Origin of the sequence: Streptomyces antibioticus (genome assembly GCF_002019855.1) — a bacterium.
Taxonomy (GTDB): domain Bacteria; phylum Actinomycetota; class Actinomycetes; order Streptomycetales; family Streptomycetaceae; genus Streptomyces; species Streptomyces antibioticus_B.
In genome coordinates this window covers 208,141-225,928 of record NZ_CM007717.1, presented here as the reverse complement: position 1 = coordinate 225,928, position 17,788 = coordinate 208,141, and the positions used below count along the sequence as shown (strand labels likewise).

At 70.6% G+C, this 17,788-nt stretch carries 15 protein-coding genes and 2 pseudogenes; 10 read left to right on the top strand and 7 right to left on the bottom strand.

Annotated elements, in window-relative coordinates:
* Window position 1: 1 nt before the first annotated feature.
* The 6 genes and pseudogenes from AFM16_RS01040 to AFM16_RS01015 all read right to left on the bottom strand — a co-directional run bounded on the left by AFM16_RS01040 (window position 2) and on the right by AFM16_RS01015 (window position 6,287).
* Complete coding sequence (locus AFM16_RS01040) at window positions 2-607, bottom strand: TetR/AcrR family transcriptional regulator (RefSeq protein WP_030788758.1); 606 nt, start codon at window positions 605-607, stop codon at window positions 2-4.
* A gap of 126 nt (window positions 608-733) precedes the next feature.
* A complete protein-coding gene (locus AFM16_RS01035) occupies window positions 734-2,332 on the bottom strand; it encodes a succinic semialdehyde dehydrogenase (protein ID WP_078631681.1) in 1,599 nt (532 codons plus the stop codon).
* 152 nt (window positions 2,333-2,484) lie between these two features.
* Window positions 2,485-3,405, bottom strand: a complete 921-nt coding sequence (locus tag AFM16_RS01030; RefSeq protein ID WP_030788754.1) for an acetoacetate decarboxylase family protein — start codon at window positions 3,403-3,405, stop codon at window positions 2,485-2,487.
* A 428-nt stretch (window positions 3,406-3,833) separates the two neighbouring features.
* Window positions 3,834-5,078 (bottom strand): NADH:flavin oxidoreductase/NADH oxidase family protein, encoded by a 1,245-nt coding sequence (locus AFM16_RS01025; protein ID WP_078631679.1) that lies wholly within the window; start codon window positions 5,076-5,078, stop codon window positions 3,834-3,836.
* Between the two features lie 188 nt (window positions 5,079-5,266).
* Window positions 5,267-5,529: pseudogene (locus AFM16_RS01020) on the bottom strand (alpha/beta hydrolase fold domain-containing protein); the annotation flags it as partial.
* A gap of 155 nt (window positions 5,530-5,684) precedes the next feature.
* On the bottom strand, window positions 5,685-6,287 hold the full coding sequence (locus AFM16_RS01015; protein WP_245177588.1) for a TetR family transcriptional regulator: 603 nt from the start codon (window positions 6,285-6,287) through the stop codon (window positions 5,685-5,687).
* A 211-nt stretch (window positions 6,288-6,498) separates the two neighbouring features.
* Here AFM16_RS01015 and AFM16_RS01010 point away from each other — a divergent pair, with 211 nt between their 5' ends.
* From AFM16_RS01010 to AFM16_RS00980, 8 genes and pseudogenes are all read left to right on the top strand, one after another.
* A complete protein-coding gene (locus AFM16_RS01010) occupies window positions 6,499-7,230 on the top strand; it encodes a type 1 glutamine amidotransferase domain-containing protein (protein WP_030788738.1) in 732 nt (243 codons plus the stop codon).
* A gap of 32 nt (window positions 7,231-7,262) precedes the next feature.
* The gene (locus AFM16_RS01005) at window positions 7,263-8,699 is read left to right on the top strand and encodes an aldehyde dehydrogenase family protein (protein WP_078631677.1); all 1,437 of its coding nucleotides are present in this window, start codon (window positions 7,263-7,265) and stop codon (window positions 8,697-8,699) included.
* A complete protein-coding gene (locus AFM16_RS01000) occupies window positions 8,696-9,802 on the top strand; it encodes a saccharopine dehydrogenase family protein (RefSeq protein WP_078631675.1) in 1,107 nt (368 codons plus the stop codon). The genes AFM16_RS01005 and AFM16_RS01000 overlap by 4 nt, the downstream gene beginning before the upstream one ends.
* Before the next feature lie 136 nt (window positions 9,803-9,938).
* Window positions 9,939-10,538 (top strand): sulfite oxidase-like oxidoreductase, encoded by a 600-nt coding sequence (locus AFM16_RS00995; RefSeq protein ID WP_078631673.1) that lies wholly within the window; start codon window positions 9,939-9,941, stop codon window positions 10,536-10,538.
* Window positions 10,538-11,230 (top strand): ferredoxin reductase, encoded by a 693-nt coding sequence (locus AFM16_RS00990; protein ID WP_078631672.1) that lies wholly within the window; start codon window positions 10,538-10,540, stop codon window positions 11,228-11,230. The genes AFM16_RS00995 and AFM16_RS00990 overlap by 1 nt, the downstream gene beginning before the upstream one ends.
* A gap of 33 nt (window positions 11,231-11,263) precedes the next feature.
* Window positions 11,264-11,554, top strand: a complete 291-nt coding sequence (locus AFM16_RS00985; RefSeq protein WP_078631670.1) for a DUF6510 family protein — start codon at window positions 11,264-11,266, stop codon at window positions 11,552-11,554.
* 106 nt (window positions 11,555-11,660) lie between these two features.
* A pseudogene (locus tag AFM16_RS39770) lies at window positions 11,661-11,744 on the top strand (LysR family transcriptional regulator); the annotation flags it as partial.
* 88 nt (window positions 11,745-11,832) lie between these two features.
* Entirely contained in the window at window positions 11,833-12,390 is a 558-nt protein-coding gene (locus AFM16_RS00980) for a LysR family substrate-binding domain-containing protein (protein ID WP_167797132.1), read from the top strand.
* A gap of 39 nt (window positions 12,391-12,429) precedes the next feature.
* Here AFM16_RS00980 and AFM16_RS00975 read toward each other — a convergent pair whose 3' ends face one another.
* Entirely contained in the window at window positions 12,430-12,999 is a 570-nt protein-coding gene (locus tag AFM16_RS00975) for a TetR/AcrR family transcriptional regulator (RefSeq protein ID WP_078631666.1), read from the bottom strand.
* 154 nt (window positions 13,000-13,153) lie between these two features.
* Between AFM16_RS00975 and AFM16_RS00970 the strand changes: the two genes are divergently transcribed.
* Window positions 13,154-15,370, top strand: coding sequence for an MMPL family transporter (locus tag AFM16_RS00970; protein ID WP_167797131.1), 2,217 nt, complete (start codon window positions 13,154-13,156; stop codon window positions 15,368-15,370).
* Between the two features lie 429 nt (window positions 15,371-15,799).
* Entirely contained in the window at window positions 15,800-17,758 is a 1,959-nt protein-coding gene (locus AFM16_RS00965; protein ID WP_078631664.1) for an alpha-amylase family glycosyl hydrolase, read from the top strand.
* Window positions 17,759-17,788: the final 30 nt, after the last annotated feature.

Sequence of the window (17,788 nt, the reverse complement as noted above, 5' to 3'; positions counted from 1 at the left end):
GTCAGCCCGCCGCGGTCGCCCCCTGGATCGCCGGCGAGACGGTGAACAGGGCGGACACGGAGGAGCGGACCTGGTCGGCGACGATCTCGGGGGTTGAGGCGTCGAGTTTGCCGTCCAGGTGCAGGAACGCCAGGCCGTGGACGAGGGCCCAGACGGTGGTCGCCAGGGCGCCGGTGTCGTCGGCGCCGGGGAAGGCGTCGCGGACGATGCCCTGGACGTACTGGGAGATGGCGGCGGTCGCGGCGACGCGTTCCTCGCTGGTCGGGTCGCAGGGCTCGGCGAACATGGCGCGGAACAGCGCGGGATGGTCGAGGGCGAAGCGCACGTAGGCGACGGCGACGGCGGCCAGGTCGTCCGGGGTCGACGGGGCGGGATGGGCCGCCGCCAGGTCCTGGGCGAGTTCGCGGTAGCCCTCGGCGGCGACCGCGGACACGAGCGCCTCGCGGTCCGCGTAGTGGCGGTAGGGAGCGGTCGCCGAGACCCCGGCCCGGCGGGCGACCGCGCGCAGCGAGAGGCCCGCGCTGCCGTCCTCCTCCAGCAGTTCCCGTGCCGCCCGCAGGCAGGCGGCACGCAGATCGCCGTGATGGTATGCACTGTTCTGCGGCATAGATCGCACCCACTTTCTTCATGTTCACCATGCTCACGTCGCAGCCGCTGATGTGAACGGTGCATACATCCTAAGGGATCGAAAGGCAAGAGGGGAACAAGGGGGGAACAGGGGTGATGGTGGCGTTCATCGCATGCCGGCCGCCTTCATCACCTTCAACGCGCCGGTCAGAAGGCCGGCCCAGGTCTCGGGGCTGATGCGGGCCGGCGGGTAGAAGCCCTGGAGGCGCTGGTGGGCGACGGTCTGGGGCTCGGTGTACTTGAGGATGCCGTCGGCGCCGTGCCGGCGGCCGAGTCCGGAGTCGCCCATCCCGCCCATGGGGGCGTCGACGCTCCCCCAGGCCGCGGCGAAGGCCTCGTTGACGTTCACGGTGCCGGCGTGGACACGGGCGGCGACGGCCCGGGCCCGAGCGCCGTTGCGCGACCAAACGCTGGCGTTGAGGCCGTACGGCGTCGAGTTCGCCCGGGCGACCGCCTCGTCCACGTCGCGGTAGCCGTAGACGGAGACGACGGGGCCGAAGGTCTCGTGGTCGTGCAGCGTCATGTCGGGCGTGACGTCGGTGAGGATCGTCGGCTCGTAGAAGAGGGGGCCGAGGTCGGGGCGGGTCCTGCCGCCCGCGAGGACGGTGGCGCCCTTCGACACGGCGTCGTCGACATGCTCGGTGACTGTCTTGAGCTGGGACGGGGTGGTCAGGCTGCCGACGTCCATGCTGTAGTCGTAGGCGGCGCCGATCTTGAGCTTCTTGGTGCGGGCGACGAACGCGGCCACGAACCTGTCGCGGATGGACTCCGCCACGTACAACCGCTCGATGGAGACGCACAGTTGGCCTGCGGAGGGGAAGCAGGCGTTGACGGCCCCCTCGGCTGCCTTCTCGATGTCGGCGTCGTCCAGGACGATCATGGCGTTCTTGCCGCCGAGTTCGAGGGAGGCGCCGATGAGCCGCCGGCCGGCGTCGCTCGCGATCTGGCGGCCGGTGGCGGTGGAGCCGGTGAACATCATGTAGTCGGCGTTGTCCATCAGCGCGCCGCCGATGGAGCTGCCCCGGCCGAGCACCATCTGCCACACGCCGGCCGGCAGGCCCGCCTCGTACATCAGGTCCATCGACCACAGGGCGGTCAGCGCGGTCTGGGTGTCGGGCTTCTGCACGACGGCGTTGCCGGCCATGAGCGCGGCGATGGTGTCGCTGGCGGCCATGCTCAGCGGGTAGTTCCACGGCGAGACGACGGCGACGACGCCCTTGGGGTGCCGCAGCTCGGTGGTGTGGGTGAGCAGCGGGATCGCGCCGCGGCGGCGCTTGGGGCCGAGGTACTTCGCGGCGTTGCGCGCGTAGTAGCGGGAGACGATCCCGATGTCGACGACTTCGAGGAACGCGTCGCGGCGCGTCTTGCCGTTCTCGGCCTGCATCAGGTCGAGGGCCTCGTCCTGGCGGGCCAGGACGAGGTCGTGGTAGCGCAGCAGGATCCGCTTGCGCTCCGCGATCGGCGTGGCGGCCCAGGACTTCTGCGCGACGCGGGCCCGCGCGAACGTGACGTCGACGTCCTCGGGGGTGGAGACCGGAAGATCGGCCAGGGGTGCGCCGGTGTAGGGGGAGGTGGTGGTGACCCGCGCGGCGTCGGGCGCGGCCGAGGCCCGCGCGGCCAGACGCTCCAGCAGGGCGGGGGTGAGGGACGCGGGCAGGCCCGGGCCGCGGACGGCCGTGGGGCGGGTGGCGTGGTCGGTGACCATGGCAGGACTCCTTGCTGCTGTTTGTTCCAGCTCTGGACCGGCTGCTGCTTGTTCCAGCTCTGGACCGGCTGTTGGGTGTTCGGGTTCCGGACCGGCTGTTGGGTGTTCCGGTTCGGGACCGGCTGCTGGGTGGTCCGGCTCCGAACCGGCCGTTACTTGTTCCGGCTCCGGACCGAGGTGGGCACCGGCATGTGCAGGGCGGCCTGGCCTTCGGTCATGACGTCGAACTGGATGGTCCGCTTCGGCTTGAGCGAGCGCAGATCGTCGGACATGCGCCCCTCGCCGAGCTGGAGGGTGACGCCGCGGGCCGAGCGCGTCGTGCCGGCCCTCAGCACGTTCGTCTGGTTCAGGGTGGAGTGCCACGCGCCGTCGATCGTCGTGTACGAGGTGAGCGAGCTGACGCGTTCCCCGCTGGCGTGGGTCCGCTGGGCCGGGGTGTCGGCCAGGAGCGACAGGTCGACTCCGCCGGTGTCGTTGGCCACGCGGGCGGTCGTCCGCTGGTCGGTGATGTCGACGTCGAGTCCGGTGACCCACTTGGGGAAGCCGTAGCCGTCGTGGCCGCGGACCTGGGCGATGTCCGAGTTGACGGGCAGGGACAGCACGTAGGAGTCGAGGTCCTCGTTCTTCAGGCCGGAGACGAGGTCGAAGAAGCCGAGCCCGCCGTGCCGGGCGGGCTTGACCGCGATGCCGACGGCCGCCTCGGTGTAGAAGTCGATGTCGCACACGTCGTAGCGGAAGAACATGACCGACACCAGGCCGAGGCCGGGCACCAGCTCCAGTGGCGAGAGCTCCTCGGGCAGGCGGGCGCGGATCGCCCGGGACGGCGCGAGCATCGTGAGCCGGGCGGTGGAGATCGTGTAGTAGAAGTTCGGGGTCAGCGTGGGACCGATCGGGGAGTCGACCTTGATCTTCGGCAACTGCCGGAAGAAGTCCACGCCGCTGACGCGGGGGTCGCGGGCGATCTGGTCGAGGTCGGGGTTCATCCGGTAGCGGTCGTACAGGCCGCCCTTCGGGACCAGGACCTCACGGCCACCCAGGTCGACCTTGACGGTGTCCTTTTGCGTCGAAGACATGACGGAGTTCCTCACTCTGATGTAAGCGGTGTATACATGACTGTAGGGGGCGATGTAAGCGCCGTCAACAATCGGGTACGGGATGCTCGGGTACGGGATTCTCCGGACGGGCGTGCCAGCCGCGGTGCCGGAGTCGGCGGTGCGCGGTGGCGAGGATGCTGGACCAGACCGTGGTCACGGCACCCGGCAGGGCCGTGGGCCCGTCGCGGCCGTCCTCCTGCTCGGTGGGCGGCGGCTCCTCCGGCGGGCCCGGTACGCCGTCGGCGTCCGGCCCGTGTTCCGGGTGCGGGCTCCCCGGTGAGGGGCCCCCTGGATCTTCCGGGCCGGCCGGGCCCTGGACCGGTTGTGGCATCGTCGCGCTCCCGGGTCGGGGCCGTCGGCACCACGAACGGGCGGGAGGTGCCCCCGTGGCGCCGTCGACGGCATCCTCAGACAACCGGCCGGGATGTGCTCAGCCACGCGCGGTAGCTGCGCAGGGCACGGCGCTGCCGGCGCCGTTCGGAGATCAGGGCGACCGCCGGGTGGGTGCCGGGCCTGGGGCTGCTGCCGCGGGCGAGGCGGCGCATCTGGTGACGCACCTGGGCCATGCCGGCGGCGGAGGCGAGCGCCTTGTCGGACCAGGTGACCGGGCGCATCTGGCGGTCGGCCTCGCGGCCCTGGCGCCAGCGGTCGGGAAGATCGGGGGTGACGGCCAGGGCGGTGCCCATGCCGATGACCGACACGCCGCTGTCGAGGACCCGGTCCGCGGTCGCGCGCCGGGTGATGCCGCCGGTGAGCATCAGGGGCAGCGGGCTGGTGGTGACGAGGTCCTTGGCGAGGTCGAGGAAATAGGCCTCGCGGGCCTGGGTGCGGTCGTCGGCGGGACGGCCGGTCATGGCGGGGCTCTCGTAGCTGCCGCCGGAGAGTTCGACCAGGTCGACGCCGAGGGGGGCGAGCATCTCGATCACCTGGCGCGCGTCGTCGGCGCCGAACCCGCCGCGCTGGAAGTCGGCGGAGTTGAGCTTGACGGCGACCGCGAAGGACGGGGAGACGGCGGCGCGGACGGCGCGGACGATGTCCAGCAGCATCCGGGCCCGGTTCTCCAGCGATCCGCCCCACCGGTCGGTGCGCTTGTTGACGAGGGGCGAGAGGAACTGCGACAGCAGATAGCCGTGGGCGGCGTGGACCTCGACCCCGTCGAAACCGGCCTCCTCGGCCCGCCGCGCGGTCACCGCGTACCGCGTCACGGTGTCGGCGATCTGCTGCGGCGTCATGGCGGTCGGCCGGCCGAAGCGGCTGCTGTGCTTGCCCAGGCTGACGCCGATGTCGGTCGGGCCCCAGACGACGCCGGGCATGTCGGAGGCCACCTGGCGGCCGGGGTGGTTGATCTGCATCCAGATCGCGCCCCCACCGGACTTGCCCGCCTTCGCCCACTCGGCGAACGGCTCCAGCGGCGCGTGCTCGTCGAGCACGACACCGGCGGGTCCGGTCAGCGCCTCCGCGTGGACCATCACGTTGCCGGTGATCAGCAGGCCGGTGCCGCCGGCGGCCCAGTGCCGGTACAGCGACAGCAGGTGCCGGTCGGGGAGCTGGCCGGCGCCGGCCATGTTCTCCTCCATGGCGGCCTTGGCGATCCGGTTCTTCAACACCTGGCCGGAGCGCAGGGTCAGCGGCGAGAACAGCTCGCTGGTCATTCCGATTCTCTCTTCCGTCTCGGTCCCTCACGATGTGTGCACCACATACATTAGGGGGAGAATGTAATCGGTGTAAACATCTGGGGGTGTGGGCTACGTCATGAACCTCCGCGACCTGGTGGGGGAACAGGGAGAGGGGCCCGCCGACGCCGTGTGGCATTGACAGGCCCAGGGGTGCGGCGCGGGGATCAGCCGTCGTGCAGCGCGCCGCGCAGGAAATCGACGGCGAGCTTGCGCGCGACGTTGGCTTCGCGCAGCTTGTCGGCGTACTGCTCGCCCTCGTCGCGCAGACGTCCGCCTCGTCGGTGATGACCAGGGTCGTCGGGAGCCCCTTGAGCTGGTCCAGGGTGGACCGCAAGGGGGAGGCGCAGTGCTCGGCGCGCTGGGCGGGGTCGGTGGTGCAGGCGTCCCAGAACCACTTCATGGCGTCGCGGGTGAGGTAGTAGCCCTCACGAGCACGCGGTGTCACGAGTACACGGTGCCCTGTTTCTGCGGCCTCGTCGGCCCCGGCTGGTGATCCCCCGCCTGGGGTGTCGACACCCGCGTCCCGTCGTTCGCGGCTCTTCCGCGCCCCGCAACCCGGCCCCTGATCGCCCGGGCGGGCGGTCAGCCGTGGGGGAACCGCACGAAGCCGAACACCTCGTCCACGAGGCCGGCGAGGGAGACGTCCGCGCCGCCGTCCGCCCAGCGCATCAGGGCGACGTCGAAGCAGCCCAGCGCGGTGTTGATCATCGTCTGGGCCTTCAGCTCGACGTCGGTGTCCTCGGCGCCGAGCCGCGACGCGATCTCGGGCAGGAGGGCGTCCGTCCAGGCCAGATGCTTCTCCAGGTAACGCGCGCGCAGGCCGGGCGTGTGGCAGATGACGCGCGTCGCCCGCTTCCAGCGCCCCCCGTCGGCGTCCATCTGCAGGGCCGCCGTCCGGAACGTGGCGCGCAGCGCGTCCCACGGGTGGCTGCCCTCGATGTGCCGGAGCAGCTCGTCCCGGACCTCCTCGGCGGAGGGGATGCGGTCACCGAAGACCACGTCCTCCTTGTTGCTGAAGTAACGGAAGAAGCTGCGCTGGGAGATGCCCGCCGCCGCGACGATGTCGGCGACCGTGACCTCGTCGAACCCACTGGTGTCGAAGAGTTCGAGCGCCGTGTCGGCCAGGGCCTCGGTGACGGCTCGGCGGGTCTTCATGCGCAGGCCGGGTGCGGTGGTCTCCCTCATACGACAAGGCTATCAGTGCCAAACATGGCAGTCTGTGCCAAGAGTGGCGTACCATGTCAGCAATATGAGGCGTGCCCGCGGCGGGCAACCGGTCGCCCGGGCCCTCCGCGCGGCAGATGATGATTTCGGGGTGGCTCGCGCCTTTCGCCAGGTATGCCGGTACGTCCACCGCCTCGACGGTGGAGCCGTCTCGTCAGGAAGAGGGGTCGTCATGACCAGGGTGTTGTTCGTGGTGTCCGCGGCGGACCGTTGGACGTTGCGGGACGGGGAGGTGCATCCGTCGGGCTACTGGGGTGAGGAGCTGGCGATGCCGCACAAGATCTTTTCGGCGGCGGGGTGGGACATCACCATCGCCACGCCGGGCGGGAAGGTGCCGACACTGGACCGGTTGAGCATGTCGCGGACGGCGGGGTGGCCGTCGAAGCTGCGCGAGGTGGCCGCGTATCTGGAGTCGATCAAGGGGGAGTTGGACAGGCCGCGAGTGCTGGCGGACATCGATCCGGACGATTTCGACGTGGTGTTCTATCCGGGCGGCCACGGTCCGATGGAGGACCTGTCGGTGGATCCGGTCTCGGGCGCGCTGATCACACGCGTGCTGCGGTCGGGCAAGCCGCTCGCGTTGCTGTGCCACGCGCCGGCCGCGGCGTTCGCGGCGCGGAACGAGGACGGGTCGTGGCCGTTCACGGGGTACCGGATGACAGGACTGTCGAACCTGGAGGAGAAGTTCAACAGCTTCGGCCGCAAGGCGGTGTGGCTGCTGGAGGACCGGCTGAGGGAGAGCGGGGCGGAGTACTCCAAGGCGCGCCTGCCGCTACGGCCGTACGTGGTCGTGGACCGCAATGTGTACACGGGCCAGAACCCGCCGTCCTCCGAACAGCTCGCCCGGCGCATCGTCACCGATGTGAACGCGACGACGACGACCCGCCGGCCGCCCGCCCCGTAGATCTCCCTTTCCCGTCTGGAAGGCACGCGCCCATGACCGGCACCGCCCCCGCCCCCGTCGCCCGGCAGGACCAGGGCATCCCGGAGACCGTCCTACGGCTGCGGGCCGTCTTCGACTCCGGCCTCACCCGGCCCGCCGCCTGGCGCCGCCGCCAACTCCACGCCCTGCGAAGCATGTTGAGGCGGCACACCTCGGACATCGAGGAAGCCCTCTACGACGACCTGCGCAAGGGGCGCACCGAGTCGCACCTCACCGAGATCGGCGGAGTCCTCACGGAGATCGAGCACGCCCTGCGCCACCTCGACCGCTGGATGAAGCCCCGGCGGGTCGGCGTACCCCTGAACATCAAACCGGCGACGGCCCGGATCCACCCCGAACCCCTCGGCGTCTGCCTGATCATCGCGCCCTGGAACTATCCGCTGACGCTCACGCTGAACCCCCTGGTCGGCGCACTGGCCGCCGGCAACACGGCCGTCGTCAAACCCAGCGAACTGGCCCCGGCCACCAGCGCCTTGCTCGCCGACCTGCTGCCCCGCCACCTGGAAGCCGTCGCCGTCGTCGAAGGGGCGGTCGAGGAGACCACCGAACTGCTCGCGCAGCGCTTCGACCACATCTTCTACACCGGGAACGGCACGGTCGGCCGCATCGTGGCGGCCGCGGCGGCGAAGAACCTGACGCCCATCACCCTTGAACTCGGCGGAAAATCACCCGTGTTCATCGATGAGACCGCCGACATGGCCGTCACCGCACGCCGATTGGCCTGGGGCAAGTTCACCAACGCCGGCCAGACCTGCGTCGCACCCGACTACGTCCTCGTCACCGAGGCCGCCCGCGACTCCCTGCTGGCCGAACTGCCCCGTGCCGTCCAGCAGATGTTCGGCACCGACCCCCGCACCAGTGCCGACTACGGCCGTATCGTCAACGACCGGCACTTCCAGCGCCTGAGCGGACTCACGGCAGAGGGGGACCTCGTCACCGGCGGCGTCTCCGATGCCGGCGAACGCTACATAGCCCCCACCGTGCTGGCCGAAGTGCCGCCCAGCGCACCCGTCATGACCGAGGAGATCTTCGGCCCGATCCTCCCGATCCTGACCGTGCGCGACGTCGACGAGGCCGTCGACTTCATCAACGCCAGGGACAAGCCCCTCTCCCTCTACGCGTTCACCCGCGACAAGGCGGCCCGGCAGGCGCTGCTGGAGAGGACCTCGTCCGGAGGGCTCGTCTTCAACGCCCCGATGATCCATCTCGGCGTGCCCGACCTGCCGTTCGGCGGCGTCGGAGAGTCCGGGATGGGTGCCTACCACGGCAGGACGTCCTTCGACACGTTCAGCCACCGCAAGCCGGTGCTGTCCAAGCCCACCAGGCCGGACACCCTGCGCCTGATCTACGCACCGCACACGTCCCGTTCCTTCGCCTTCATAGCCAAGGCCGTGTCCCGGACCCACCCGCTCCTGGGACGGAAGCGATGACCGGCCGCATCGTCCTGCTGGGCGCCACCGGCTACACGGGCGACCTCGTCCTGGGCGCCCTTCTGCGCAGGGGCGTCAGACCGACGATCGCCGGACGCAACCCCGCGACGCTGTCGGCGCTGGCCGAACGCCATGGCGGACTCGACCACTTGGTCGCCGATGCCGCGACCCCCGACGACCTGGCGAAGCACCTCCGATCCGGCGACGTACTGATCACCACCGTCGGCCCCTTCGAACGCTTCGGCTTCCCCGTCGCCCGGGCCGCCGCGGACGCGGGCGCGCACTACATCGACTCCAGCGGCGAAGTCGGCTTCGTGCGCGCCCTGTACGAGCGTCACCACGAACGCGCCCGGGAGACCGGCGCGGTGATGCTGCCGGCCTTCGGCTACGACTACGTACCCGGCCTTCTCGCCGGGGCGCTCGCCCTCCGGCAGGCAGGGGCGGACGCGCGGTCCGTCGACATCGGCTACTTCGCGACCGGCCCCATCCGGCGCGGCATCAGCCAGGGCACACGCGCCACCATGCGCGACGGAATGACCCTGCCCTCGGCACGCTGGCACCACCACCGGCTCGTCGACGAACGCACCGCCTCCCGCGTCCGCCGCTTCACCGTACGAGGCCGCCGCAAGTCGGCGTTCCTCGTCTCCGGCACCGAAGTGCTCTTCCTGCCGCAGGAGTTCCCGTCGTTGGACGACGTCACGGTCTACAACGGCTGGTTCCCCGAACTCAGCCGCCCGATCTCCCTCTACTCGGCCCTCGTCAACGCCACCACGCACCTCCCGGCAAGCCGCAGACTGACCGACGCCCTGACCCGCCCCCTCCTCATCGGCCCACCCGGCGGCCCCGACGCCGCCCTGCGCGCCCGGATCCCCTCCCACGTCGTCGCCGTGGCCTCCTCGGCCGCCCCGGACCCCACCCCGCTCGCGGAGATCCACCTCGAAGGCCCCAACCCCTACAGCCTCACCGGCGAACTCATCGCCTGGGCGGCCCACCACCTCACCACCCACCCCACCACCACACCCGGCGTCGTCGGCCCCGTCACGGCCTTCGGCCTCGACCCACTCCGAAAGAACTGCGCCGAACTGGGACTCGTCACGGTCTGATCGACCACGCAGGTCTCGCACACAACAGGGACGCGGGCACGTCAGGTTGCGTCCGCACGGCAGGCGAGGAGCATGGGGGGGAAGGGCAGGGACACAGAGCGCGTGGGGACCGGCTTCGGGTGAGAGGGGTGGAGCCATGGGCAGCTTGTCGCCGGGGTTCCATGGGAAGACCCACGCGTTCGAGGGCCGGCTGCCGCCGGGGCAGTACCCGACGGAGTCGTTCCCCGTCCTGTCCGCGGGGCCCACGCCGCACATCCCCACCGACCGGTGGTCGTTCACCGTGACCACCGAGGTGGGGGAGAGCCGGACCTGGACCTGGGACGAGATGATGGCGCTGCCCCAGGAGGAGCCCACCGTCGACATCCACTGCGTGACCCGGTGGTCGAAGTTCGACACCACCTGGCGCGGTGTCTCCCTCGACGTCCTCCTCGACGAGGTCGAGACCGCCGCCGATTTCGTCGTCGCCGAGTCGTTCGACGGCTACACCACCAACCTTCCGCTGGAGGACGTGACCGACGGCAAGGCATGGCTGGCGCACTTCTTCGACGGCTTCGCGCTCTCCCCGGATCACGGCGGCCCGGCGCGCCTCGTCATCCCGCACCTGTACTTCTGGAAGTCGGCGAAGTGGGTCAAGGGCCTGATCCTCACACCGGAGAACGAACCCGGCTTCTGGGAGTCGGCCGGCTACCACGACTACGGCGACCCATGGCGTGAGCAGCGCTACTGGAGCGACTGATGCCCGGCTGGCGACGGGCCCGCCTCACCGAGCGGACGGATCAGACCGCGACCGGTCGCACCCTGACGTTCGAGGTTGCGCGCTGGCCGGGACACCTCCCGGGCCAGCACGTCGACGTACGGCTGACGGCGGCGGACGGCTATCAGGCCGTACGGAGCTACTCGCTGGCCGCCCCCGCCGACACCGACCGAATCGAGCTGGGAGTCCAGGCAGTACCCGGAGGCGAGGTCTCCCCGTACCTCGCCGACGATCTCCCCGTGGACGCCGAGGTCGAGGTCAAGGGACCCCTCGGAGGCTGGTTCGTCTGGACGCCCGAGGAGCCCGGCCCGCTCCTGCTGATCGCCGGCGGCTCGGGCATCGTGCCGCTCATGGCGATGCTGCGCGCACGGCTCGCGTCCGCGTCGGACGCGCCCTGCACCCTGCTCTACTCCGTCCGAGGCCCGGACGAGGTCTGGTACGCCACTGAACTCGACTCCGCGGCTCAGCACACGCACATCCGGCGCCTCTACACCCGCCTGGCGCCGGCCGACTCCGAGCGTCCCGCAGGGCGCGTCACGAAGCTCGACCTGCCGCCCGCTGAGGGATCACGCTGCTACGTCTGCGGCCCGACCGGATTCGTCGAACACGTCAGCGCCCTTCTGCTCGGCGCCGGCCACGCACCTGACCAGATCCGTACCGAACGCTTCGGCTGACCCACCCGCGCCGCACGGTGAGGAACCCCCGCCATGAACGAGCAAGAGCACCCCCTGTACCTCGACGGCAACGCCCTGGCCGGCCCCCTCGGGGAGATCTTCACGACGGACCCGACCACCGCCTGGCGGCTGTGCCCCTCCTGCCGTCTGCCCGCGACCATGGCCCAACTGCACGTCTACGGCCCCGAACCCGGCCTGACCGCCCGCTGCCCGGGCTGCGCGGCGATCGCCCTGCGCGTCGTCACCCAGCCCGGGTACCTGTGGCTTCAACTGGGCAGCGGAGCAGGCGCCTTCCGCTTCGCCCGGCCCCACATCACGTCCTAGCGCCAGCCCCGCATGTCGACCGGCCACGCTTCGAGCACCTGGGGACCGTCGACGAGATGGACGGTGTCGTGGAGGGCCACGGCGGGATCGACATGGGCGGGCCGGACCCGGACTGCGCAAGCAGATCTCCCAACTGGAGGCCGAACTGGGGACGCCCTTGCTGCACCGCACGTCCCGCAGGGTGGAACTCACGCCTGCGGGAACGGTGTTCCTGGCCGCGGCCCGTGAGGTGCTGGACCGCTTCGACCAGGGTGTGGCCGAGGCGCGGCGCGTGGGGCGTGGCCGAGTTCGGCCTCCCCGACCCCTCGGCCGGTCTGGCCGGCGGGAGCACCGACGTGGCGTTCATCCGGCTGCCCAGCGCCACCCACGGTCTCGCGATCACACCGCTGTTCACCGAGCCCTGCGTGGTCGGGGTGAGCGCGGCGCACCCCATGAGCCGCCGCGAGCGCGTGCGGGTGGCGGACCTTCTCGACGAACCGATCGCCATCGGCCGCACGGACGACGGCGTCTGGCGCGACTTCTGGACCCTGGCCGGCCACCGGCCCGGCAAGCGGGCGCGCAACGTCGTGGAGACACACTCCCAGAGAGAGGAAGGGGAGGTCGTCGCTGCCGGGATGGCGTGCAGCGTCACACCGGCGGCGGCGCGTCGCCACTCGCCGCATCCCGGAGTCCGCTTCATCACGATCGGCGATCATCCCGGATCGGTCGTCGCCGTGGCTCATCGCTCCGGTGGGACGAACCCGCTCGTCGCCTCCTTCGTGGACTCCGCGGTGGTGGTGCGCGACCGCGAGACACAGATCCTCCACACGATCGAGGGCGCCCCCGAGGCCGGCTGACAGCGCCCGCCCACGACGCCGAGGGCTCCGGGCGCCGGATCAGCCGCGCTGAAGCGTGGCGGCCGCGGCACGGATGAAGGTCATGGCCGTCTCCAGGTCGCCCGGCTCGGACCGGTGCGTCAGTTCAGCGATCACGCTCGCCACCGTGGCCGCCAGGATGCGGGGAGCGAAGTCGTCGGGGCGCCGGCCCTGCTCTTCGGCGAGAAGGCGCGCGCCGTCCTGCACGACATCGGCAAGCCGGCCCCGGCAGAGCCCCTTGAGCTGCGGGTTCGCCTGGAGCATCCGGTCGTGGAGCTCGTCGAACCTGTCCCGGGAATCCGCCTGTTCGCGCAGCCACCGTTCCACCGTGTCGAGGATGCCCTGGCCCGCCGGCCTGGCGTGCAGGGCCGCGGCGAGCTGGTCGACGAACGCGTTGAAGTGCTCCATCGCCAGTTCGAGCTTGGTCGGGAAGTACAGCGTGACGGTGCGCGGCGAGACCTCGGCCGCCTCGGCGATGTCGGCGATGCTCGTGGCGTCGAAGCCCCGCTCGGCGAACAGCTCGTAGGCGGCGGTGAGGATCGCTTCCCTGCGCCGCGCCTTGCCGCGTTCCCTGAGGCTGTCACCGGTCATGCCGCGAGTTTACCATCGGTAGCTAATTTACAGTCAACTGTAAAAATGCATTACTGTGCAATGCGTGGTGGGGGCGTGCTGCTTCGCCCCTCCGCCACCGCCATGTCCCCTGACTTCCTCTAGATCAGGGTCTCGACCGGTAAGGAATGCTTCGATGGCCTCACGCCTGTACGCCTGGGCGCGCTGGATGGTTCGCCGGCGCCGCTGGGTGATCGCGACCTGGATACTGCTGCTCGCCGTCGTCGGCGGCCTGGGAGCGACCCTGCACGGAAAGACGTCCACGGAGTTCACCATCCCCGGCGTCGAGGCGCAGGAGGCTCAGGACCTCCTCAAGGCGAAGTTCCCGCCCGCCGCCGGCGGCGTCGTACGCATCGTGGTCGCCGCCCCCGAGGGCAGGACCGTCACGGAACCGGGGCAGCAACAGGTGCTGGACCGCGTCCTGCGCAAGGCGGCGGACGTGGAAGGCGTCGTCGACGTCTCCCGGCCGGCCGAGAACGGCGCCGTGTCGGGCGACCGGACGATCGCCTACTCCGACGTCCGGTTCGAGGACGAGGCGCCCGAGGTGACGGAGGAGGCCAAGGAAGAACTGGCCGCCGCGGTCGAGCCCCTGCGCGACGCCGGCATGCAGGTCGAGCTGGGCGGCTCCGCCATGCTCCCGCAGACGGAGGCGGGCGGCCCGGCCGAACTCGTCGGCGTCGTCATCGCCTTCGTCGTCCTCGCCGTCGCGCTCGGCTCGATCGTCGCGGCCGGACTGCCGCTGCTGACCGCCCTCCTCGGCGTCGCCGTCGGACTGCTCGGCACGATGTTCGTCTCCGGCTTCGTGGAGATGACCGGCACCGCGACCGTACTGGCCCTGATGATCGGCCTCGCGGTCGGCATCGACTACGCGCTGTTCGTCATCTCACGCCACCGTGAGCAGCTCGCCGACCCCGACACGAGCTGGGAGGAGTCGATCGCACGCGCCACCGCCACCGCCGGCGGAGCGGTCGTGTTCGCCGGCGCCACGGTCGTCATCGCGCTCGCGGCGCTGGCCGTCACCGGCATCCCCTTCCTCACGATCATGGGCCTCGCCGGTGCCGGAACCGTCCTGATCGCCGTCCTGGTCGCCATCAGCCTGCTCCCGGCCGTCCTCGGCGTGTTCGGCGAGCGGATGCGCCCGCGCCGCCGGAAGAGCGCGCGAGAGAACCGCGCCGCCGGCTCCTGGGGCCTGGCCTGGGCCCGTACCGTCACCCGCGCGCCGGCCGTCGTCCTGCTCGCCGGCGTCCTGGGACTGCTGGCCCTCGCCCTGCCCGCCCGCGACCTGCGCCTCGGCCTGCCCAGCTACGCCGCCCAGCCCGAGGCCAGCACCCAGCACAAGAGCTACGACCTGCTCAGCGAGGGCTTCGGCCCCGGCTTCAACGCCACCCTCGTCACCGTCGTCGACACCGAACACATCCCGCAGGACCGGCGGGAGGGCGCCGTGACCCGGTTGCGCGACACCCTGGTCGCCGACCGGAACGTGGCCGCCGTCTCGCCCTCCGTGCCCAACCGCTCCGGCGACGTCGTGGTCATGGCCGTGGTGCCGAAGTCGAGTCCCGACGCCGAGGCCACCACCGACCTGGTCCACCGCATGCGCGACCAGGCACCCGAGGTCGCCGCCGCGGGCGGAGCCCTCTACGTCACCGGGCAGACCGCCATGGCGATCGACGTCGCCGACAAGCTCGGAGACGCCCTGCCCCTGTTCATCGGCGTCATCGTCCTCCTCGCACTGCTCCTGCTGGCCATCGCCTTCCGGTCGGTCCTCGTGCCCCTCAAGGCGGCACTCGGATTCCTCCTCTCGGTCGGCGCGAGCCTGGGCGCCTCGGTCTGGGTCTTCCAGCAGGGCCACCTGAACGGGCTGCTCGACGTGTCGGCCGTCGGACCGGTCACCAGCTTCCTGCCGATCCTGCTCACCGGAGTGCTCTTCGGTCTCGCCATGGACTACGAGGTGTTCCTCGTCAGCCGGATGCGCGAGGACTACGAGCACACCAAGGACGCGGCCGGGGCGATCGCCCGGGGCGTCTCCAGCAGCGCGCGCGTCGTCGTGGCCGCCGCACTGATCATGGTCGCGGTCTTCGGCGGCTTCGTCTTCAACGACGACCCGATCGTCAAGGCCATCGGATTCTCCCTGGCCTTCGGAGTGTTCATCGACGCCTTCGTCGTCCGCATGACGCTCGTGCCCGCCGCCATGGCCCTGCTCGGACGGCGTGCCTGGAGCATGCCCGGCTGGCTCGACCGGCTGCTCCCGGACGTCGACATCGAGGGCGCGCGGCTGCCCGCCGCGGCTCCGGCCGCATCGGCCGACCGCCCGGCGACGGAGGAGAACCGCCGCGAGACGGCCACCCGGGTCTGACCGGGCCGCACCGAACTCCGAGGCCGTCCACGTTGTGGAGGGCGCCGACGGCCTCGGATCCCACCCTGCACCTCTCCTGGGACGAGGAGGTGCAGGGTGGGGGCATGTCGGGGGACCCACGGCACCGCGGCCGACCGGTCGTGAAGGAACTTGCAGGAAATTTCAGCAAGTTGGTGCAGACCGCCTTGACGGTCCATCGGTCGACCGTCATGGTGAGTCCACGAGACCCCAGGCACCCGGGACACGGGACCTCCGGGACCTGAGCGGGCCTCGCCCCACGAAGAGCGCGCGGCCCGGGTGTTCACCGGCAGGCATGCCACGTCCGTGTCGCGCGCCGCGCTCCCCCCACCCCTTACCCCGTGGCGCCCCCATGTGCTTAGGCGAGCCGTGACGGCGGCGCGGTTTCCCCTGCCCAGGAGGCAACCCCACATGAGCCGCACCGCACCGCCTCCCACCGGATCCGCCCGAGCCGCCGTCCTCGCGATCACGGCTCTGCTCGGCGCGTTCCTCATCCCCCTGTCGGCAAAGCCCGCCCCCGCGGCACCGACCCCCGCCGCCGCCCCTCTCGCCGCGACGGCCGACACCCTCGGCGCCCTGTACACACCCACGGCGACCACCTTCCGCATCTGGTCGCCCGACGCCTCCGACGTCAAAGTGACCGTCGCGGGCGGCACTTACTCCCTCGGTCCGACCACCCTCAGCGGCTACTCGAACGTCTACCAGGTCGTCGTCGGCGGCGATCTCAAGGGCCAGACCTACCAGTTCGGCGTCGGCGGCACCGCCGTACGCGATCCGTACGCCCGGATGGTGAAGCCGGGCACGACCCAGGGCGTCGTGATCGACAGCGCCGCGATCATGCCGACCGGCGGCTCCTGGGTACCCCGGCCGGCGCGGGTGAACCGTGAGGACGCGGTCGTCTACGAGCTGAGCGTCCGGGACTTCACCATCGACCCGAGTTCCGGCGTCGACGCGGCCAGACGCGGCAAGTTCCTCGGTCTGGTACAGGGCGGCACCACCCACAACGGGGTGAAGACCGGCATCGACCACCTCAAGGAGCTGGGCGTCAACACCGTACAGCTCATGCCGTCCTTCGACTTCGGCACTCCCGTGCCCAACTGGGGCTACGACCCGGTGAATTACAACGTGCCCGAGGAGCAGTACTCGCAGTACAGCCGACCCGAGGACCGTGTCCGCGAGTTCAAGGACATGGTCAACGAGTTCCACAAGCACGGCATACGCGTCGTCATGGACGTGGTCTACAACCACACCCACACCACGTCCGTCTTCAACGGCATCACCGCCAAGTACTACACGCCGACGGACCTGTCCGGCACCGGCAACTCCATCGACGACGGCAACCCGATGGTCAGCCGTATGATCCGGGACTCTCTGGAGCACTGGGTCCGCGACTACAACATCGACGGCTTCCGCTTCGACCTCATGGGCATCCACCACTACCGCAACGTCGCCGACTGGGCCACCTACCTCAACACCGCCTACAGCGACCGCGGTCTGCTGCTCTACGGCGAGCCGTGGAGCGCCGCCGCCGACGCCCAGGAGGCGCAGAAGGTCCGCTACGGCACCGTCCCCGCCCTCGCGCCCGGTCATGTCGGCGTGTTCAACGGCGTCTACCGCGACGCGATCCGCGGCGGCACGGACACCAACGTCATGGCGTACATGGGAGGTTCGGGCAACGCCGGAGCCATCGCGTTCGGGATGCGCGGCTCACCGACCGATCTCAAGAGCACCGCGCCCATCGCCGACCTGTGGAACCCGGCGTTCGCCTATGACCCCGAGCAGACCGTCAACTACGTGTCGATCCACGACAACCTCAACCTCTACGACAAGATCACCTACTCCGGTGCCGGAGGCGGCGCCACCGGCAGGGCGGGCAGGATCGACCGCTTCGCCGTCGGCATGGTGCTCACCTCCCAAGGCATCCCGGTCATCGCGGAGGGCGACGAATTCCTGCGCTCGAAGGTCGTGAACGGCGACTACACCACCGCGAAGAACTCCTACAAAGCCTCCGACCGGGTCAATGCCATCCACTGGGGGGACAAGGTCACCAACGCCGGCGTCTTCCGCTACTACAGGGACGCGATCGCGCTGCGGAGGACCACACCGGCCCTGCGGCTGACCGACTGGGACGCGGTCCGCAACCAGATGACGACCCAGACGGACGGCTCCGTCGTCATCGGCCGCTTCAGCGCCGACCCGTCCGCACCGACGACGTACGACATCGTCGTGGTCGCCAACCCCGACGTGGGCACCTACAGGGTGACTCTGCCCGCCGGCGCCTGGACGAAGGTCCTCGACACGAACGGCGCGGTCGCCGCAGGTGACAACGACTGTGCGTCACTGGCGGTGACAGTCTTCCGGAGGAGCTGAGCCGTCGCGAATGTTGACACTGCACACTTC